We start from the raw sequence: 19,193 nt of genomic DNA on the forward strand, positions 1-19,193 counted from the left end.
CAGGATTCGCCGTCTGCGTCACCGCCGTCCGCGCAGCTCAGGGCGCGTTTTCCGGGGTCGGGTGACGCAGGTGACGCAGACCTTCCCTACTTAGGAAAAAGAGGGGGGTGTCTGTAGTGGTCTGGCGCGGCTCAGAGCGTGAATGACGGGCCGCTGCGCGGCGCGACCTTGGGGCGGCGCGAGCGCCGAACAGCAAGAGGAGCACGCCCGGCCGGGGGTGCTCCTCTTGCTTGAACAGCGACAGCGGTCAGAACGCCTGCTGCTCGTGCGGCGGCACGGCCATTGCGCGGGTCATCTCGATGTACCGGCCCGTATTCGTGCGACCGGAGTCAATGAACACGCCGCGGGCCGCGAGGGTGGGCTGTAGCCGCTTGAGCCGGTCGGAGAGCACCTTTCCCGTGGTCGGCCACCCTTTGGGCAGGGCACGGAAGTCGTCGCTGGTGTAGACGCGGCTGAGGCAGTGCAGCCACTCCGTGGACGTCATCCGCTGCTCCGTCCCCGGTTCGATTTCAGCCGCGTGCTGCAGCACGGTCTGTGCCAACAGGTCGCCCTCAATGACATCGTCATTCAGGTCATCCAGGCTGGCCCGGTACGCGGCGAGTGCCCCGAGACCGGTCGCGGCGTCGAGCTGGGCGCACAGGTGGGCGAAATCCGCCATGCGCAGGTCGGTCGGCGTTTCCGCGTCCACCCCCCTGACCTTCACGGTCAGGTCCAGGAGGGATCCGAGGACCACGGGCAGCACTTCGGCGTACTCGGTCCACAGCTCGTGCTCGGTGCGCCGCACCCGTGGCCGCTCCAGCCTGAGCGGCAGCAGCCGCTCCGCCAGGTCGGGCCGGATCACGCCGACGTCGATGCCGGTGAGGAGCAGGGGGCGGCGGTAGCCGAGACGGAAGACGTCCCCGTCAGTGAACAGCGCACGCTTGACGCTCTCGGCTCCGGTGACGATGCAGCACATCGCGTCCGAGAGTTCCGGGGTCATGTGGGAGAGGTTGTCGAGCGCGGTCACCCAGCCAGCCGCCACGGCGGTGATCAGGTTCTCTTCATCCTTGGGTGCGCGGCGCAGGTCACCGGTCATGCCTTCGATGATCCGCACGAGCATCCGCCCGCCGGTCGACTTCCCCGCGCCCTGCGGGCCGGTGAGGAACGGCGCCGGCGCCGGCACGGACGGACCGAGGCAGCCGACCAGCCACGCGATGGCCAGGCACTCGGTCTCGGCGGTGGCGAAGTTGCACAGCCTCAGCAGCAGGTCGATGCCCTTGCCGTCGGTGTTCTTGGCCGGCATCGGGAGTTCGCCGGTGAGCTGGGTGCGCCGCCAGCACACCTCGCGCGGGTCCGGGACGGCAATGTCCCAGCCGTTGGCGTGGATGCGCACGGACTGTCCATCGGCCCGCCCCAGGTCCAACCAGGTGGCTCCGTCGAAACCGGGCGCGACGCGGATGTGCACGGCCTTAGTCTCCTCGGTCAGCGCGAGGGCTTCGATCAGGTCCAACGCCTCCTTCATAGCGGTCCCGTTGAAGATGCCGACCCCGTCCCTGAACAGCCCGACCATGAGTTCCTGGCGGTGACTGCCGGTCGTTCCCTGGGAGCGGATCGGCCGGGCGACGGGGTGGCCGTTGCGCTGCGCGTACACGGTGCCGTCCACGGTGCGGAAGTACCGGAAGTGCGCCTGCGCGTAGTCGGTGATGACCTTGCGGGCGGGTGTCTGCTCGTCGTCGGACATGGCTACATCCCCAGTGCGGTGCGGGCGTTGGTCCACGCGTCGGTGCAGTGCCGGGCGGTTTCGCCTTTGGCCTGCGCCGCGGTGAACAGCGCGACCGACGTGGGTGTCGGTGAGGCAGCCGCACCGGCCGTGCGTCGACAGCACCGCGAGGAACGTCCGGTACACCGTCGCGTGCACGGCGCTGCGGGCCTCGCTGATCCGCTGCACAGCCATCGAGACACCACGGTCCAAGTAGGTCGGCGTACGGTGCGGGCACACGCCCCCACAGCCTCCCAGGGGCCCTGTGAGACTCTGTGGCGCCCTGCGGGGTGCGGGCGGTTCCTTTGCTGCCAGGGCGCGCACGGAGTCCGGCAGAGGCGTCGTGGCGCCCGGGCCCTCTGTGAGCCAACGGGCATATGCAGCAAGGGACTTGATGTCGACGCCGGGCCGTACGGCGTTGGCGGACGGCATGGTGCCCCGGTAGATCCAGTGCTCGCCGCGCGTCGTCGTGACGGTGCGGGTGGCGGGCAGCGTTGTGCGGGCCCACTCGATGGCCGTTGCGTCGTCCAGGTCGACCACGGTGAGGCCGGCGCCGCCGGGGTGGTATGCGACCGCCGCCGCCTGCCGCCACGCCGGCGCCCACGCGGGCGAGGCGATGACGGCGGGGTCGGTGGTCGCGGCGGCCCACGCGTGGCACGGCGCCGGGCACCCGCAGATGCCTGCCGCCTTCATGTTCGGCCGGCCGCCGCACGCGTTCCGGGCGCAGGCTGGGCAGTTCCCGAACGGCAGCTTCCCCCGGCGCAGCGGCCCAAGACGGTTCACCCAATCTTGGCGACAAGGCGCCGGCGTCATACTCAATACGGCATCCTTGAAGAAAAAACCTAAGAAGACGCACCGGGGTCGTAATCTGGTTCGTCCATCAAGTCTTCGACATCTACTTCATCAATCAACGCCCACGCTTTACGCAACGCAGCATGAAGGCTGGAATCGACACGGAATCCGTCTACCCAACCAAATCCGGCTTTCATCTCTGCATACACGGGATCGAGCAGATCGCGATCAAACCGACTCAGATCCCGATCCGCCGCAACCTCCAGCGATATCCGCGTTACGGGGCGCGTGAAGCCTTTCAGCATTCTTTCCGGTCCGTAGCCACCAATCTCATAAATCTCCTCGCGGCTCACATAACCGCCGTTCTCAACAGCGCGAGCGATAGTGGCTTCCTGTACCGGTGCTTGCAAACGAAGCTTCCGAAGAACCGGCATGAGGGACGCATAACTCCAACTCCCAACCGACTCATCAGGGGAGGTGGATTGAGCATCAACCAATTCGACGTTCTGAACAGAGTCCTCACTGACCGAAACCTTGAGGAAATCACGAGCAAGAACCAGCAAGCGATCCGGCTTCAGCATGTAAAGATGCACGCCCGCTTCACGCAAGAGTTCTTCAGACAACTCATTGCGGGGCCCCAAGGTCATACGGTTTCGGAGGCGCCACCAATCTTCCTTAGTGTCTCCAGTGACGAGGAGGACATCAGTGGACCGATTCTTAGCCTCTTGCATCACCTGAAACCACACAAGGTAATCTCCTACTTCGGAGTCGTCCCCGCGCGCCTCTTTCTTTTTATCCTTATACCCAGGAGGCACTTGCTCGTCAAGTCGACGCTTACCATCAGCTACGCATTTCGAATGAATCCCAGGATCAAGTGGCGCCCCTACCTTGCCATCAAGCAACACCGTCAGCGCAGATAGAACCTTATCCTTAGTGGTGTCGTGCTCCATTCCAAGCCCACTGCTATCAACAACACGCTCCATGGAGCCAATTACTTCATCGAAAGCATTGTCGAGGGTTCCCTCAAGCTGCAAAGCAGCCGACCGATCCAGGGACACTCGGTTGATCCAACTACGCAGATCGGCGGTAGCCTTCTCCAAATCGGACCGCAGTGCGGAAATGGATTGCTGCAACTGCCTCTCTGGATCTTCAAGTGCGTTTTCACGATTGCGCCAGAATTCGACCATCACCTGGTTCGGCACCCACAGGCGCACGCCGAGCTTTTCCAGAGCATCGAGGAGAGATGCACGAGCATCCTGGTTGTACCGATAAAGATTCAGCAGTACGTTCGTATCCACAACGACCATGCCGTTGCTCAACACGTTCTGCCAGTCTTCCATGGTGGGTGTCACGTACCCAGAGAATCCGTCGAAGATCCCCCGGGTCTCGGACCGCTCAGTCGCTGGCGTGCCAGGTACGTCTGCATGCGTCACCGGGCCAGCATATCGGTGTGATCAATGGCGCGGCCCCGTCTCGCCTAACTCACTTTGCGTGGTGATCCATTGGTCGCCGGCCCGACCGCCCTCGCGCCACCCCCGCCGAGCCCACCATGGGGCACCAACTCCGTGTGGGCATCCCCGTCTCAGTTTCCGTCTCGTTCATCGCTGTGCACCGTCGTCCAGAGCCGTTCACTCAGCCTTGGCGAGTGCGGTGTCAGTACAGGAGTGAACGCCGCTGAACGTACCCGGACCGCCCCCTGACCAGCACCGACAAACCTGCAAAGCGAGTTACGTGGGTTCGAATCCCGCCATGGCCTCCGGTTGCGTGACCTGGCAAGAGGAAAGGGCGGCATCCCCGCGGGGGTGCCGTCCTTTTTTGCGCTCGCGTGGACGGCGGCCGCCCACGCCACCACTCCCCCGGCGCGTTGTCCCCCGTGCGAGCTACGTGCGGGTGTCCACCCCGAGGTGACGATTCCGGCGGGGTGGATCCGTAGCGTTCGGGCCAGTTCCGCGGTGGTCGGTCCGCGGGTTCTGGGAGGAGTCGTCATGAGGCTGGTCTGGCAGTTGGTGGCGGTGGGCGCGGTCGCCTTCGTGGGCGGGCAGGCGGTCGCCGCGGTCGAGGGGAACTGGTTCCTCACGCTGGTGCTGGGGCTGCTGACGTCCGTCGCCGCGGTGGCCGTCTACGGGTGGGTGGTGCGGCGGACCGAGCACCGGCCGAGCACCGAGGTGGGGCGGGACGGCGCCCGGGCCGCGTTCGGGCGGGGTGCGCTGATCGGTGTGGCGACGTTCGCGTGTGTGATCGCGAACATCGCCCTCCTCGGCGACTACACGGTGCACGGCGCGGGTTCGGTGACGGGCGCGGTGGGGCTGGTGGGCTTCATGGCCGCCGCGGCCGCGACCGAGGAACTGCTCTTCCGCGGTGTCCTGTTCCGGATCGTCGAGGAACGCACCGGGACCTGGATCGCGCTCACGTCGACCGGTGTGGTGTTCGGGATGATGCATCTGCTCAACAAGGACGCGACGCTGTGGGGCGCCCTCGCCATCGCGATCGAGGCCGGCGGCATGCTCGGCGCCGCCTACGCCGCCACCCGCACGCTCTGGCTGCCGATCGGACTGCACTTCGGCTGGAACTGGGCCGAGTCGGCGCTCTTCGGCACCGAGGTCTCCGGCAGCGGCGCGCAGCGGGGCCTGCTGGACGCCTCCACCTCCGGGTCGCAGCTGATCACCGGCGGGGAGTTCGGGCCGGAGGCGAGCCTCTACTCGGTCCTGCTCGGCATCCTGGTGACGCTCGCTTTCCTGCGGCTGGCCCGCCGGCGGGGGCACTTGGTGCCGCGCCGGGGCCGGGGCACGGCGGCCGGCTCCGTCGCTACACTGCCCCGGTGATCGGTCCTCGGCGGCTGTCCGGCTGGTGGCACCGGCTCGACGTGACGGTCCGGGATCTGCCGCTCGGGCTGCTGATCCTGGCCGGTTCCTTCCTGCCGGCGCTGCACGGCAACGGAACCCGGGTCGGTGACCTGCCCACCCGCCCCTTCGACGCGCTGACCGCGCTGGCGCTCGGCCTGGAGTGCCTGCCGCTGGCCCTGCGCCGACGGTGGCCGGCGCTCTGCCTCGCCCTCGTGTCGCTCGGTTTCGCCGTCGACCAGGTCCGCGCCTACCACTCGGTCGCGGGGGTCGCGCTGCCGCTGGCCCTGCTGAGCACCGGCGCCCATCTGGGCCGGCACCGGCGGGCCGCCGCGCTCCTGTTCTCCGCGGCCTACGTGCCGTTGGCGGTCGTCCTGCACCGGCTGGGGTCGGGAGGCGAGACGGCGAGCGAGTTCGTGACGTTCTACCTGGCGCTGGTGCTGGCGTGGGGTGCCGGGGCGTGGCTGCGGTCCACCCGGGCCGCGGAGGCCGAGCACCGGCGGCGGGTCGCCGAGGACACCCGGACCGCCGAACGCGCCCGGATCGCCCGGGAGTTGCACGACGTGGTGACCCACCACGTGACGGCGATGGTCGTGCAGGCCGAGGCGGCCCGGTATCTGACCGCCGCGCCGGACCGGCTCGACCAGACCCTGACGGCCGTCACGGACACCGGCAGGCTGGCCATCGCAGACCTCCGCCATCTGCTCGACCTGCTCAACCCCGACCACGGCACCGGCACCGGCACCGACGGCGGTGTCAGGGCGCCGTCCGCCGGGCGGCTGCTCACGCTGGTGGAGCAGACGCGGCGGGCCGGGCAGCCGGTGGAGTTCGCCGAGGAGGGCATGCCTGCGCGATCATCGGGCAGCGCCGACCTGGTGGCCTACCGGGTGGTGCAGGAGGCCCTGACGAACGCCCTCAAGTACGCCCACGGCAGCCGCACCTCGGTCCGCGTGCGGCACGGCGCGAAGGAGATCACCGTGGAGGTCGGCACGGACGGGTCCGGCTCGGCCGCCGTGCCGGTCGGCGGGAGCGGACGGGGCCTGGCCGGGCTCAGGGAGCGCGTGGACGTGCTGGGCGGCGAGTTCAGCGCGGAGCACGCGCCCGGCGGCGGCTTCGTCGTACGCGCCCGGATACCCGCCGGGAACCCGTCGTGACCGCCGCGGGCGAGGCGGCGCCGATCCGGGTCCTGGTCTGCGACGACCAGGTCCTGATCCGCACCGGGCTGGCGACGATCATCGACGCGCAGCCCGATCTGGCGGTGGCCGGTGAGTGCGGGGACGGACGGGCGGCGGTCGACCTGGCCGGCCGGCTGCGCCCGGACGTGGTCGTCATGGACGTACGGATGCCGGTGCTCGACGGCATCGAGGCCACCCGGCTGCTGGCCGGGGCCGGGGTGGCGCACCCCGTGAAGGTGCTCGTGGTGACCACGTTCAACCTGGACGAGTACGTGTACGAGGCGCTGCGGGCGGGAGCGAGCGGCTTCCTGCTGAAGGACGCGCCGCCGGACCGGCTGCTGCACGGCATCCGGACCGTGGCCACCGGCGCGGCCCTGCTGGACCCCGACGTGACGCGCCGGCTGGTGGGCCGGTACGCCGCCCGGATCCGCCCGGCCGACGGCGGCACCCCCGACGACATCCCGCTGACACCGCGCGAACTGGAGGTCCTGCGGCTGATCGCGGACGGCCTCTCCAACGGCGAGATCGCCGCGACCCTCCAGATCAGCCCGGAGACCGTGAAGACCTTCGTCTCCCGCATCCTCACCAAACTCGACCTGCGCGACCGGGTCCAGGCGGTCGTCTACGCCTACCGGCGGGGCCTGGTGGTCTGACCGGGCGGTCGGCTCAGAGCACCCCGCCCGCCTCGTCCTGGAACAGCTCCGTCCAGTAGTGCCATTCGGCGTCCATGGTGGTGGGCGTCGGGTCGATCGTCGCGAGCGTGTGGAGCATGGTCGCGGCGAGCTGGTCGTAGGCCTCCGTGGTGAGTTCGTGGCCCAGGTGCTCGTCGATGGTGCGCTCGTGGTGCAGGAGCCAGAGGGTGAAGGCGAGCGTGGAGATGTCGGTGTTGAGCGGGTAGAGGGTGGCCTCGGGTTCGGAGAAGTTGAGGATCGCGCCCGTGGTGCCGTCCACGACCAGGCTGTTCTCCTCGACCAGGTAGCCCAGGCGTATGAGCCGGTCGGCGTGGGCCGGCAGCGCCTCCGGCGGGAAGTCGCCGGTGTGGAGGTCCGTGTAGTACTCCCGCAGGGTGGGGAGCGGGGCGTCCGGGTCGAGGTGGAAGAGGACCGCGTCCTCCGGGAGTCCGGTCTCGCGCAGGAAGCGGCGGGTCGGCTCGTGGGTGAGCGTGGGCGGGAAGTCGACCTCCTCGAAGCGGGCCACCCGGCCCTGCCCGAACTCCTGGTCCAGCAGCCGGACCGGCAGGTCGACGGCGAGCCCGGAGTCGGTGCCGGGGCCCGCGACGAGGCTGAGGGGACGGATCAGCGCCGTCGCCTTCCAGTACGGCGGCACCTGTCCCGCCGTGCCCTCCTCGAAGAGCTCCAGCAGCGTGCGGGAGGCCTCGGTGGCCGCCTTGGTCCCGTGGGTGCCGGCGAGGGAGGCGAAACGGCCGCGCAGACCGGTCAGTTCCTCGGTGACCGAGGCGAAGCGCAGCAGCGTCTCCAGCGAGGGTGCCAGCGGGCGCGGGTCGGCCGGGTCGACGAGGTAGGCGGTGCTGATCTCGCCGGTGCCGCCGTCGAGGAGGATCGACTCCGTGTCCAGGCCCGCCGGGGCCAGCAGTTCGCCGATCACCAGCCGGTCCCGGAGTTCCTCCGCGAGCCGGGAAGGACCGGATGCGGCGTCGGTGACGTCGGCGAGCCTGCGCAGGCCGGCGGTGCGCAGCGGTTCGAAGGTCAGCAGGCCGCCGGTGTCGGGGAGTCCGGGTCCGGTGAGCCACATGCGGGTCGGTTCGTGCGTGATGTATCGGTCCAGTTCCGCCTCGGTCAGCGTGATCGCCGCCGCACCGCTGCCGGTCGTGCTGGTCGTGCTCATCGCTGCCCCCGCGATCAAAGAGTTCAGACATGCAAGTGGGTCGGAGTGGTGTGCCGCAGGCCGTCCTGAGCAGGGCATGGCCCACCGTCCGGGCTTCCCCTCCGAAACGGCCGTCCCCCACTGCCAGAACACTACGCCGCACCACTGACAACGCCCCGTGGAGAACAGACGCAGGGCGGCGCCGGAACGTTCCGTCCCGGAGCACGTCACCGCCACCGCCCGTCCCACGGCCGCGGACGGGACCCCAGGGCCGCGGCGGGAGCGGAGTCAGCGGCGAGCGGGCGAGCGGCGGGACCGGCGGCGGAGGCCGGTCGGCCGGCTCACTGGCCGGTGACCACCGCCGCCTGCGGGCGGATCGGGAGGCGGTTGACCGGGCGGCCGGTGGCCGCGCGGACGGCGGAGGCGATGGCCGCCGGGGACGTCACGACCGGGACCGCGCTGACCGACTTGGCGCCGAAGGGCGCGACCACGTCCCGTTCCTCGACGAGCTTGACGATCCGGATGTCCGGCGCGTCCAGCGCGGTCGGCAGGGCGTAGCCGGTGAGGTCGGGGTGGCGGATCAGCCCGCGCGGGGTGCGCAGGTTCTCGGTGAGCGCGATGCCGAGGCCCTGGGTGACACCGGCCTCGATCCGCGCGTTGAGCTGCGCCGGGTTGAGGACCCGGCCCACGTCCTGGGCGACGGCCAGCTCCACGACCCGCACCGAACCCAGTTCGATGTCGACGTCGACGACCGCGCGGATCGCGCAGAAGGCGAGGCCCACGAAGGCGTCGCCCTGGCCTTCCGCGTTCAGCGGCTCGGTGGGGTGCGGACGGCACTGCGCCGTGGCCCACAGCTCCTTGCCGTCCATCGCCTCGGTGACGGTGGTCGACAGGACGCCGTCGTACGACGTGATCTTGCCGTCGGTGATCTGGAGCAGTTCGGTGGACATGCCGAACTTGTGGGCGAGGGGCTGCAGGAGCTGGGTGCGGACCATCTTGGCGGCGCGTTCGACGGCGCCGCCGGACACCCAGGTGTGACGGCCCCGGCAGCCGGCGCCGGCCGGCGGCTGGTCGGTGTCGACCGGGGCCACGTGGACCTCGTCGATGCCGAGGGTCTCCTGGACGATCTGGCGGGCCAGGGTGGTGAAGCCCTGGCCGGTCTCCACGGCCGCGCAGAGCACGGTCGCGATGCCGTCGTGGACCTTGACGGTGGCCGTCGAGACCTCGTCGGCGCCCTCGATGCCGAGCATGTGGACCATGCCGAGTCCGTAGCCGACGCCCCGGCGCACCGCGCCCGGCTCGCCCGCGCCCTCGGGGCCGCCGGGCAGCAGCCATTCGTCCTCGGGGGTGTCCTTGGGCAGCGTGGGCAGCGGGAAGTCCCGTACCGCCTGGAGCAGTTCGGCGACGGGGGCCGGGCAGGTCACCGTCTGGCCGATGGGCAGCACGTCGCCGGTGGCGAGCGCGTTGCGCAGGCGGATCTCGGCCGGGTCGAGGCCGAGCTTCTTCGCCAGCTTGTCCATCTGCGCCTCGTAGGCGGCGCACACCTGCATGGCGCCCTCGCCGCGGACGTGGCCGGAGGGCGGGTTGTTGGTGCGCACGGCCCAGCCCTCGATGAAGGCGTTCGGGACGACGTAGGGGCCGCAGGCGAAGGAGACCGCGGCGGCCAGGGACTCGGCGGAGGTGTCGGCGTAGGCGCCCGCGTCGAGCAGGATCTGTGCCTCGACCTTGACGAGCTTGCCCTCGGCGTCGGCGTGATGCCGGTAACGGAGCAGGGTGGGGTGGCGGTGGGCGTGGCCGAGGAAGGACTCCTCGCGCGTGGCCGTGAGCTTGACCGGGCAGCCGGTCTTCAGGGCGAGCAGGCCGAGCGGCAGTTGGAAGCCCTGGTCCTCGCGGTCGGCGGTGGCGCCCGGCACGCCGGTGACGACGATCTTCACTTGTTCCAGCGACAGGCCGAAGCAGGCGGCCGCCGTGTTGCGGTCGGTGTGCGGGTCGGTGGAGGCCAGGTACAGCTCGACCCCGCCGTCGGGGCGGGGCACGGCGAGTCCGGCCTCGGCGCCGATCGGGGCCGGGTCGGCGCGGCCGATGCGGTACTGGCCCTCGACGACGATCTCGCCGGCCGCTTCCGGGTCGCCGTGGTGCAGCGGGATGTGCCGGATCAGGTTGCCGTCGGGGTGCAGCGGTTCGGCCTCGAAGGCCTGCTCGGGGTCGATGACCGGGTCGAGCACCTCGTACTCGACGATGACGGCGGCGGCGGCCATCCGGGCGGTGTCGGGGTGGTCGGCGGCGACGGCGGCGATGGGCTCGCCGTGGTGCCGTACGACCTCGGCGGCGAACACCGGGCGGTCGGGGGTGCCGCGGCCGTGCAGCGGGGTGCCGGGCACGTCCTCGTGGGTGACGACGGCCCGTACGCCGGGCATCTCGCGCGCGTGGGTGGTGTCGATCGACACGATGCGCGCGTGCGGGTGCGGGGAGCGCAGGACGGCCGCCCACAGCAGGCCCTCGGCCCACAGGTCGGCCGCGTACGGGAAGGTGCCCTCGGTCTTGGCCCGCGCGTCGGCGGGCGGCAGCGACACGCCGAGGCCGTGCGGGGGCGGCTCGGGGCCGGGGTCGGCGCTGTCCGCGGCGGTGGTCGTGGTGACGGTCTCGTTGGTCACGCCTGGCCTCCGTCCGAGCCGTAGGGCTGGTCGCCGTAGCTCTGGCTCTGGTCGCCGAACGTCCGGTCCCCGCCGAACGTCTGGTCGCCGAACGTCCGGTCCCCGGCGAACGTCTGGTCGCCGCCGAACGTCTGGTCCCCGGCGAACGTCTGGTCGTACGACTGCTCGTGCCGGGCGTCGTAGGACGACTGCTCGCGCTGGGCGGGCGTCGCGAAGGTGCCCGGGGAGTCGAAGGCCGACGCGTTGACGCCACCGGCGCCCGGTCCCGCCTGGTGCGGGATGCGGGCCTCGTCGCCGTCCGTCTCTGCGTCGGCGGCGGCGTGCGCCTCGCGTTCGGCGACGACCTCCTGGACCGCGTCCAGCACGCCCCGGTAGCCCGAGCAGCGGCAGAGGTTGCCGCACAGCGCCTGGCGGGTCTCCATCTCGGTCGGGGCCGGGTTGCCTTCGAGCAGGTCGTGGACGGTCATCGCCATGCCGGGGACGCAGAAGCCGCACTGGACGGCGCCGCGCAGGGCGAGCGCGCGCTGGACGTCGGAGGGCCGGCCGTCCTGGGCGAGGCCCTCGACCGTGCGGACCTCGCTGCCGGCCGCGGTGACGGCCGGCACCAGGCAGGAGGCGACGAGGCGGCCGTCGACCTGGACGTTGCAGGCGCCGCACTCGCCCTGGGAGCAGCCGTCCTTGGCGCCGGCCAGGCCGAGGCGTTCGCGGAGCACGTAGAGGAGCGACTCGCCGATCCAGGCGTCGGTGACGGGGCGGTCGGTGCTGTTGACGCGCAGGACGTAGGAGGCGAGGGGGTGCTCGTCGATCGCCTCGGGTGCGGGCTCGGCGGATTCCGCCGCGGCCTCGGCGGGCGCGGGAGCCTCGCCGTCCGGCGCGGGCGGGGGCGTGTCGCCGTCGGCGGCCGGCGGGCCGGGGTGGCGGGCGGGCGTGGCGTGGGGATCGTCCGCCTCGCCGGTTGCGGCCGGGGCGCCGTCCTGGTGCTCGGCCGCCGCGCCGGGCGTGTCACGGGCGGGCGGGGCGGTCGGCTCGCCGAGCCCGTGGAATTCGCCCGTATCGCCCTGCTCGTCGCGTTCGTCGCGTTCGTTCGCCGCGGTCACGCCGGGCGCAGGCGCCGCGTCGGCGGCCTCGGGCGGGGCGTCCGGGGTCCGTGTGCCCCCGTGGTCCATCGGGGCGCCTGAGGGGCCCCCAGGGGCCTCCGCGGGGTGTTCCCAGGCCGGGAGCTCGGACGCCCACGGTGCGGCGGCGCCGCCGGGCAGGGTCGCCGGGGGTGTGCCGCCCCACTGCTCCATGAGCGCGGATGTGGTGAACTCGCCCGATTCGTCCGGAACATCGCCGCTCGCGACCGGGATCGACCACTGTCCGGTCACGTCGTGGCCCGGCGCGGGCGGCGGCTCCTCGTAGGTCCACTGCTGGGTCGCGGCGGGCTGGTAGGTGAACCGGTCGTCGACGGGCCGCTCCTGCGGGACCGTGTTCGGGTCCGGCCACTGCGCGCCGTCGCCCTGCCCGCCCCAGGTCTCGGTGCCGGGTGCCACCGTTATCTGCGGCGGCACGTACCCGTGCCCGGGTGCGGCCAGGGGGCTGTGGCCGGACAGCAGGGCCTCGATGCCGCCCTCGGGGAGCTTCACGAAGGCTGTCGCGCCGTCGTCGTAGTCGCCCTGCGGCAGCGGGTCCCAGCGGCCGCCGCCCGAGGGCGCGCCCTCTTCGTGCTGGTCGTCGGTCATGACAGCGCCCTCCCCAGTGCTCGTCGGGCCAGCGCGGCGACGGTGCGCCGCAGGTGCAGTACGGCAGGCGGAAGCGGCGGCACCGAGCCGTCCGGCTCGGGCGCCGGGTCGGGGATGCAGGCGGCGGCGACGTACTCGCCGAAGGCGTGCAGCGCCTCCGGGACGAGCGCGCGGTCGTTGTCCCAGTCGATCAGCCGCGCCACCCACTGCTCGGCCTCCAGCGGCCGCAGCGGCATCGGCGCTATGGCTCCGACGGCACATCTGACCCCGCGCCGCGCGGGGTCGAGGACGAGCGCCACGGAGGCCACCGAGCGGCCGGGCCCGGTACGGCCGGTGGCCTTCAGGAAGACCTGCGGGGCGTGCAGCAGCGGCACCCGGACGAAGGCGATCAACTCGCCCGCGCGCAGCATCTCGACGCCGGCCAGCAGGTGCGAGACCGGGATCTCCCGGCGGGACCCGCCCGGCCCGGCGATGATCAGCGTCGCCTCCAGGGCGGCGAGCACCGGGAGCGCGTCGCCGGTGGGCGCGGCCGTGGCGATGTTGCCGCCCAGGGTGCCCGCGTTGCGGATGTGCGGCGGACCGGCGGACCGTGCGGCCGCGGCGAGCGCCGGGATCAGAGCGGCGAAGTCGGGGCGGCCCATGCGCGCGTGCGTGAGTCCGGCGCCGAGCAGCGCGTTGCCGTCCTGGTACTGCCAGCCGCGGATCTCGCTGATCCGGCCGAGACCGACCAGGGCGGCGGGCCGCAGCTGGCCGGAGTTCACGGCGGCCATCAGGTCGGTGCCACCGGCCACGGGAACGGCGGCGGGCATCGCGGTGAGGGCCGCCACGGCCTCGTTCAGTGTCGTGGGCAGCGTGACGGACTGCCCCGCCTGCGGTGCGTGCGTGGTCAAAACCGGCTGCCCCTTCCCGCTGCCCCCACCTGGTCCCACCTGTGTGGCCGTACGGTACGTGCTCACAGGGCGGACGTGGCAACTCTGGCACATCTTCGCAAGCCTCGAACGCACGGGTCCGCTAGGAGGCATTCGCCCACCTCACCGGCTGCTTGGCCCGATTTCGTACGCCATCGCCGATGGATGCCGATTGACACTCTTCGGTGACCCTTGAGGTCTTTTTCCATGACGCGTTCGGGACGGGAAGGTGTCGCGGAGGCGGCTACCGGATCGGCGGCGGGCCGTCGATCGGGCGGCCGGGCACGCCGGGGCGGCGCTGCCAGGGCAGCGGGCCGGCCGGTGGGCGGTAGCCGACTCCCAGGGCGTCGAGCCGCCGGTAATGGGCCGCCATCCGGCGTTCGAAGGCGGCGAAGTCCCGTTCCGCCGGGGCCGGCAGGGCGCTCCAGGCGACCTCGGCGAAGGCGGCGAGCCGGGGAAAGGCCTGGTAGTCGACGCGCGCGGGGTCCTCCATCACCTCGGTCCAGAGGTTGGCCTGGGTCCCCAGGACCCGGTGCGTCAGGGATGCGTCGAGTCCCGGTGGAACGGGCTCGAACCGGTACACGTCCTCAAGGGTGCGCACATATCCGATCGGTACGGGCTCGTCCGCGCCGTCCGCCTGCCGGTGGTCCAGGTACACGTGCTGCTCGGGGCACATGACGACGTCGTGACCGGCCCGCGCGGCCGCGATCCCGCCGCCGAACCCGCGCCAGGACGCCACGGCCGCGCCCTCGGCGATGCCGCCCTCCAGGATCTCGTCCCAGCCGATCAGCCGGCGGCCGCGCGCGGAGAGCCACGTCGCGAAGTGGCCGACGAACCACGCCTGCAACGCGTCCTCGTCGGCCAGCCCGAGTTCCTTGATGCGGGCCTGCGCGGCGGGGGACGCGCGCCACTGGTCCTTGAGGCATTCGTCACCGCCGACGTGAATGAACTCCGAGGGAAAGAGTTCGAGCACTTCCTCGAACACCTCCTCGTAGAAGCGCAGGGTGTTGTCGGTGGGGGCGAGTACGTTCGGGGAGATCCCCCAGGAGTCCCAGACGGTCAGCGAGGCGGTGTCGACGACATCGGTGTTGCCGAGTTCCGGATACGCGGTGATGGCGGCCTGCGAGTGGCCGGGGACATCGATTTCGGGGACGACGGTGATATGCCGCTCGGCCGCGTAGGCGACGATCTCCCGGATGTCGTCCTGCGTGTAGAAGCCGCCGTGCGGCTTCTCCTCCCACAGCGGTGAGGCCCGGTGGCCGAATTTCGTGCGGGTGCGCCAGGAGCCGACGTCGGTGAGCCGGGGGTGGCGTTCGATCCGGATGCGCCAGCCCTGGTCGTCCGTCAGATGGAAGTGGAAGACGTTGAGTTTGTGCGCCGCCATGAGATCCAGGTAGCGCAGGACGCCGTCCTTGGGCATGAAGTGCCGGGCGACGTCGAGCATGAGGCCGCGCCAGCGGAATCGCGGTGAGTCCTGGATGCGGCACAGCGGCAGCCGCCAGGCGCGGCCGGGCAACGGGGCGCGCCGGAAGGCGTCCGGCCCGAGCAGCTGGCGCAGCGTCTGGGCGCCCCAGAAGAGTCCGGCGGGGCCGCCGCCCGCGAGGTGCGCACCGGCGGGCGTGACCGCGAGGCGGTAGCCCTCGGCACCGAGGTCCTCGGTGACCGCCGGGTCGAGGGACAGCCGTACGGCGTTGTCGCCGGTGTCCGGCCGCGACGGCAGCGGCAGGCCGCAGGCGGCCCCCAGGGTGTCGCGCAGCCAGCGGGCGGTCCGCTCCGTGCCCACCTGCGCCACCAGCGCGGTGTCCGCGTCCGGTTCGAAGAATCCGTCCCCGTGGGAGGCCATGCTCCGGGGCTCGGGAATCACGTCCGCCATGTCAGTCCTTAACCGCTCCGCCCGGTCCGGAGACCAGCCGTCGCTGAACGAGTACGAAGAACACCAGCACCGGAATCGTCATCACCGTGGAGGCCGCCATGCCCCCGCCCCAGTCCGGGTCGTCGGGCTCGAAGAACGCCGGCAGCGCCATCGGCAGGGTCGACCGCGAAGTGTCGCTGATGATGCAGGACTTGGCGAAGAGGAAGTCGTTCCGGGCGGAGATGAAGGAAAACACGCTCGTGCCACCAGGCCCGGCGGCACGAGCGGGAAAAGGGTCTGCCGGAGATAGCGCGACCGGCTCGCCCCGTCGATGTGGGCGGCCTCCTCCAGCGCCCGCGGCGCCCCTTTCGCGCCCCCGCAGCATCCAGCTCGCGAAGGGCGGTGAGAAGGCGATGTGCGGCAGGATCAGCGAGCCCAGCGTGTTCAGCGGACCGAAGTCCCGCAGTGGGAAGAACAGGGGAACGGCGAGGGCCTCCACGGGCACCGTCCGGGCCACCGGAAACATGGTCAGCGGGGTGGTCCGGAAGCGGAACCGGAATCGTGTCACGGCGGTCGCGGCGGGAAAGGCGATCGGCCCCGAGACGACGACCACCGTGCCCGCGGCGACGAGACTGTTGACGAAGTGGCGGCCGAATTCCCGCTGTCCGAAGACCCGCCGGAAGGAGTCCGCCGACGGCGCGAGCGTCCACGGCCGGGGCCGTTCCGACTCGGTCTTGGTGACGTCGAGCAGTCCGCCGTCCCGTACGTGACCGGCGGTGTCGGTGTTGCCGTACTCCATGACGGGAACGGGGAGCTTCATGGAGTGACCCTCCGGGGCGCGCTGAAGCGTACGTGTTCGAGGCAGCCGCACACACTCCACTCGTTGCACCATCCGCAACGGCGGTTTCGCTCTGCACAACACCACGGAGGGTAGGGACAACCCGAACCTGCCGACAAGAGGTCTCGACCACTCTGTGACCGGCTGCCGCACTCCGTACGACGCGCGGACACGACAAAGGCCCCGCAGCGCGCCTTGGCGCGCCCGGGGCCTGTGGGGATCCCGCGGTGCTACTTGTCCTTGCCGCCCTCGCCGTCGCCGCCGCTGCCCATGGAGTCGTAGATCTCCTTGCACATGGGGCAGACGGGGTACTTCTTCGGGTCGCGGCCCGGCACCCACACCTTGCCGCACAGCGCCACGACGGGCGTGCCGTCGAGGGCGCTCGCCATGATCTTGTCCTTCTGGACGTAGTGGGCGAAGCGCTCGTGGTCGCCGTCGCCGTGGGACACCTGCGGCGTCGGCTCTACGAGGGTCCCCGTACCAGTCCCGCGCTCGGGCTCAAGAGTGCTCATAAGTGCCAAGGGTACTGAAGCCCCGGGACTACGGTCCGGAGAAGGTGCGCCCTCAGTTGAGCGAGGCGTCGTCCGGGTAGGTGGCGACCATCGCCAGCTCGTTGCGCTGGCGGCGCAGCACCTCGCGCCAGAGTCTCTCCGGCGCCGGCGAGGAGACGTCGCCGGGTTCCGACTCGACGACGTACCAGGCGCCCTCGACCAGTTCGTCCTCCAGCTGGCCCGGGCCCCAGCCGGCGTACCCGGCGAAGATCCGCAGCGAACCGAGGGCCGAGGCGAGCAGTTCCGGCGGGGCCTCCAGGTCGACCAGGCCGATCGCGCCGTGCACCCGGCGCCAGCCGAGCGGGGCGCGGTCGCCGTTGCCGCCGCCCGGGATGACCGCGACGCCGAGCGCCGAGTCCAGCGACACCGGGCCGCCCTGGAAGACCACGCCCGGCTCGCCGGCGAGCGCGGCCCAGCCCTCCAGGATGTCCCGGACGTCCACCGGGGTGGGGCGGTTGAGGACGACACCGAGGGAGCCCTCCTCGTCGTGGTCGAGGAGAAGCACCACCGCGCGGTCGAAGTTCGGGTCCGCCAGGGCGGGCGTGGCCACGAGCAGCCGCCCTGTGAGCGAGGACACCTCGGTCATGCCTGACATGATCCCGCATCTTCCGCCCGCATGGGGAGCCAATGCGGGTGTGCGAGTGAATGCGGCCACGCCGGGGAGGGGTCTCCTGGTGGGGCGTCGTACGAGGGTGGCGGGGGTGGACGGGAGTGCGGCGGAAGGCGGTCCGGGCGCCCGGTGACGGACGGTGACCCCGTGTGGCCGGTGGGGAACCGTTCGTGTTGTGACACAGCTATGACGTAGCCGGGTGGTCGTTGGGCTTACGGCAGGGGGCCGATGGGCGATTACTCTGTGACTCCGGCCCTGCCCCACTCCACGGAACGCGAGATTCATGACCGTCAACGGCTCTGACGACGTACTGCTTGTCCACGGCGGCACCCCGCTGGAGGGCGAGATCCGGGTCCGCGGTGCGAAGAACCTCGTACCGAAGGCCATGGTGGCCGCGCTGCTGGGCAGTGCGCCAAGTCGGCTGCGCAACGTTCCGGACATCCGTGACGTGCGCGTCGTACGCGGCCTGCTCCAACTGCACGGGGTGACGGTCCGTCCGGGTGAGGAGCCCGGTGAACTGGTGCTGGATCCGACGTACGTGGAGAGCGCCAACGTCGCCGACATCGATGCCCACGCGGGCTCCAGCCGCATCCCGATCCTGTTCTGCGGCCCGTTGCTGCACCGGCTCGGCCATGCCTTCATCCCGGGCCTGGGCGGCTGCGACATCGGCGGCCGGCCCATCGACTTCCACTTCGACGTGCTGCGGCAGTTCGGCGCGACCATCGAGAAGCGCGCGGACGGCCAGTACCTGGAGGCCCCCAAGGGGCTGCGCGGCACCAAGATCCGGCTGCCCTACCCGTCCGTCGGCGCGACCGAGCAGGTGCTACTGACGGCCGTACTCGCCGAGGGCGTCACGGAGTTGTCCAACGCGGCCGTCGAGCCGGAGATCGAGGACCTCATCTGCGTGCTGCAGAAGATGGGCGCGATCATCGCGATGGACACCGACCGGACGATCCGCATCACCGGTGTGGACAAGCTCGGCGGCTACACCCACCGCGCCCTGTCGGACCGTCTGGAGGCCGCCTCCTGGGCGTCGGCGGCGCTGGCGACCGAGGGCAACATCTACGTCCGGGGCGCCCAGCAGCGTTCGATGATGACGTTCCTGAACACCTACCGCAAGGTGGGCGGCGCCTTCGAGATCGACGACGAGGGCATCCGCTTCTGGCACCCCGGCGGCCAGCTGAAGTCGATCGCGCTGGAGACCGACGTGCACCCCGGCTTCCAGACCGACTGGCAGCAGCCGCTGGTGGTGGCCCTGACCCAGGCGACGGGCCTGTCGATCGTGCACGAGACGGTGTACGAGTCGCGGCTCGGCTTCACCTCCGCGCTGAACCAGATGGGTGCGCACATCCAGCTCTACCGCGAGTGCCTGGGCGGCTCGGCCTGCCGGTTCGGCCAGCGCAACTTCCTGCACTCGGCGGTCGTCTCGGGCCCCACCAAGCTCCAGGGCGCCGACCTCGTCATCCCCGACCTGCGCGGCGGCTTCTCGTACCTGATCGCGGCCCTGGCCGCCCAGGGCACGTCCCGCGTGCACGGCATCGACCTCATCAACCGCGGCTACGAGAACTTCATGGAGAAGCTCATGGAGCTGGGCGCGAAGGTGGAGCTGCCGGGCAAGGCGCTCGGATAGGTCCGCGTACGACGATGGGGCGGCCCCTGGTGGAGGGGCCGCCCCATCGTCGTGTCACAC

The 19,193-nt window shown here is 71.1% G+C and carries 13 protein-coding genes and 2 pseudogenes; 4 read left to right on the forward strand and 11 right to left on the reverse strand.

What is annotated here, in order from left to right; all coding sequences use genetic code 11:
* Window positions 1-247 precede the first annotated feature (247 nt).
* The 3 genes and pseudogenes from ACIRQ9_RS10705 to ACIRQ9_RS10715 form a co-directional block, all read right to left on the reverse strand.
* Complete coding sequence (locus tag ACIRQ9_RS10705) at window positions 248-1,720, reverse strand: ATP-binding protein (RefSeq protein ID WP_404169670.1); 1,473 nt, start codon at window positions 1,718-1,720, stop codon at window positions 248-250.
* A gap of 2 nt (window positions 1,721-1,722) precedes the next feature.
* A pseudogene (locus tag ACIRQ9_RS10710) lies at window positions 1,723-2,551 on the reverse strand (DNA primase).
* A gap of 29 nt (window positions 2,552-2,580) precedes the next feature.
* A complete protein-coding gene (locus tag ACIRQ9_RS10715) occupies window positions 2,581-3,963 on the reverse strand; it encodes a PIN-like domain-containing protein (RefSeq protein ID WP_404169673.1) in 1,383 nt (460 codons plus the stop codon).
* A 552-nt stretch (window positions 3,964-4,515) separates the two neighbouring features.
* Here ACIRQ9_RS10715 and ACIRQ9_RS10720 point away from each other — a divergent pair.
* The 3 genes from ACIRQ9_RS10720 to ACIRQ9_RS10730 are packed head-to-tail and all read left to right on the forward strand — an operon-like array spanning window position 4,516 to window position 7,198.
* Window positions 4,516-5,352, forward strand: a complete 837-nt coding sequence (locus ACIRQ9_RS10720; protein ID WP_404169676.1) for a lysostaphin resistance A-like protein — start codon at window positions 4,516-4,518, stop codon at window positions 5,350-5,352.
* Complete coding sequence (locus ACIRQ9_RS10725; protein WP_404169678.1) at window positions 5,349-6,524, forward strand: sensor histidine kinase; 1,176 nt, start codon at window positions 5,349-5,351, stop codon at window positions 6,522-6,524. Before ACIRQ9_RS10720 ends, ACIRQ9_RS10725 begins: the two co-directional genes overlap by 4 nt.
* Window positions 6,521-7,198: a response regulator gene (locus tag ACIRQ9_RS10730; protein ID WP_404169681.1), complete on the forward strand. Its 678-nt coding sequence runs from the start codon at window positions 6,521-6,523 to the stop codon at window positions 7,196-7,198. Before ACIRQ9_RS10725 ends, ACIRQ9_RS10730 begins: the two co-directional genes overlap by 4 nt.
* 13 nt (window positions 7,199-7,211) lie before the next feature.
* Here the strand turns inward: ACIRQ9_RS10730 and ACIRQ9_RS10735 are convergent, their stop codons facing one another.
* The 8 genes and pseudogenes from ACIRQ9_RS10735 to ACIRQ9_RS10770 form a co-directional block, all read right to left on the reverse strand.
* Window positions 7,212-8,390, reverse strand: a complete 1,179-nt coding sequence (locus ACIRQ9_RS10735; RefSeq protein ID WP_404169684.1) for an SUKH-4 family immunity protein — start codon at window positions 8,388-8,390, stop codon at window positions 7,212-7,214.
* A gap of 320 nt (window positions 8,391-8,710) precedes the next feature.
* Window positions 8,711-11,023: a xanthine dehydrogenase family protein molybdopterin-binding subunit gene (locus ACIRQ9_RS10740; protein WP_404169687.1), complete on the reverse strand. Its 2,313-nt coding sequence runs from the start codon at window positions 11,021-11,023 to the stop codon at window positions 8,711-8,713.
* Window positions 11,020-12,744: a 2Fe-2S iron-sulfur cluster-binding protein gene (locus ACIRQ9_RS10745; protein WP_404169689.1), complete on the reverse strand. Its 1,725-nt coding sequence runs from the start codon at window positions 12,742-12,744 to the stop codon at window positions 11,020-11,022. The genes ACIRQ9_RS10740 and ACIRQ9_RS10745 overlap by 4 nt, the downstream gene beginning before the upstream one ends.
* Window positions 12,741-13,634: an FAD binding domain-containing protein gene (locus ACIRQ9_RS10750; RefSeq protein ID WP_351322925.1), complete on the reverse strand. Its 894-nt coding sequence runs from the start codon at window positions 13,632-13,634 to the stop codon at window positions 12,741-12,743. Before ACIRQ9_RS10750 ends, ACIRQ9_RS10745 begins: the two co-directional genes overlap by 4 nt.
* Window positions 13,635-13,896: 262 nt before the next feature.
* Window positions 13,897-15,525: a beta-N-acetylhexosaminidase gene (locus ACIRQ9_RS10755; protein ID WP_404169693.1), complete on the reverse strand. Its 1,629-nt coding sequence runs from the start codon at window positions 15,523-15,525 to the stop codon at window positions 13,897-13,899.
* Window position 15,526: 1 nt separating this feature from the next.
* Window positions 15,527-16,234: pseudogene (locus ACIRQ9_RS10760) on the reverse strand (carbohydrate ABC transporter permease); the annotation flags it as partial.
* A gap of 338 nt (window positions 16,235-16,572) precedes the next feature.
* The gene (locus tag ACIRQ9_RS10765; protein WP_351701319.1) at window positions 16,573-16,854 is read right to left on the reverse strand and encodes a DUF3039 domain-containing protein; all 282 of its coding nucleotides are present in this window, start codon (window positions 16,852-16,854) and stop codon (window positions 16,573-16,575) included.
* A 52-nt stretch (window positions 16,855-16,906) separates the two neighbouring features.
* Complete coding sequence (locus ACIRQ9_RS10770) at window positions 16,907-17,479, reverse strand: YqgE/AlgH family protein (RefSeq protein ID WP_365803216.1); 573 nt, start codon at window positions 17,477-17,479, stop codon at window positions 16,907-16,909.
* A 307-nt stretch (window positions 17,480-17,786) separates the two neighbouring features.
* On the opposite strand from ACIRQ9_RS10770, the gene murA reads away from it, so the two are divergent.
* Window positions 17,787-19,133 carry a UDP-N-acetylglucosamine 1-carboxyvinyltransferase gene (murA, locus tag ACIRQ9_RS10775; RefSeq protein ID WP_404169697.1) on the forward strand — a complete coding sequence of 449 codons (1,347 nt, stop codon included), beginning with the start codon at window positions 17,787-17,789 and terminating at the stop codon, window positions 19,131-19,133.
* The last annotated feature ends 60 nt before the right edge of the window (window positions 19,134-19,193 follow it).

The organism is Streptomyces sp. NPDC101237, assembly GCF_044767465.1.
Lineage (GTDB): Bacteria > Actinomycetota > Actinomycetes > Streptomycetales > Streptomycetaceae > Streptomyces > Streptomyces gramineus.

What these genes read in the sequence shown, in the direction of transcription:
- ACIRQ9_RS10720 (WP_404169676.1), top strand. Translation starts at nt 4,516, where the DNA reads ATGAGGCTGGTCTGGCAGTTGGTGGCGGTGGGCGCGGTCGCCTTCGTG.
- ACIRQ9_RS10765 (WP_351701319.1), bottom strand. Translation starts at nt 16,854, where the DNA reads ATGAGCACTCTTGAGCCCGAGCGCGGGACTGGTACGGGGACCCTCGTA.
- ACIRQ9_RS10705 (WP_404169670.1), bottom strand. Translation starts at nt 1,720, where the DNA reads ATGTCCGACGACGAGCAGACACCCGCCCGCAAGGTCATCACCGACTAC.
- ACIRQ9_RS10745 (WP_404169689.1), bottom strand. Translation starts at nt 12,744, where the DNA reads ATGACCGACGACCAGCACGAAGAGGGCGCGCCCTCGGGCGGCGGCCGC.
- ACIRQ9_RS10770 (WP_365803216.1), bottom strand. Translation starts at nt 17,479, where the DNA reads ATGACCGAGGTGTCCTCGCTCACAGGGCGGCTGCTCGTGGCCACGCCC.
- murA (WP_404169697.1), top strand. Translation starts at nt 17,787, where the DNA reads ATGACCGTCAACGGCTCTGACGACGTACTGCTTGTCCACGGCGGCACC.
- ACIRQ9_RS10755 (WP_404169693.1), bottom strand. Translation starts at nt 15,525, where the DNA reads ATGGCGGACGTGATTCCCGAGCCCCGGAGCATGGCCTCCCACGGGGAC.
- ACIRQ9_RS10735 (WP_404169684.1), bottom strand. Translation starts at nt 8,390, where the DNA reads ATGAGCACGACCAGCACGACCGGCAGCGGTGCGGCGGCGATCACGCTG.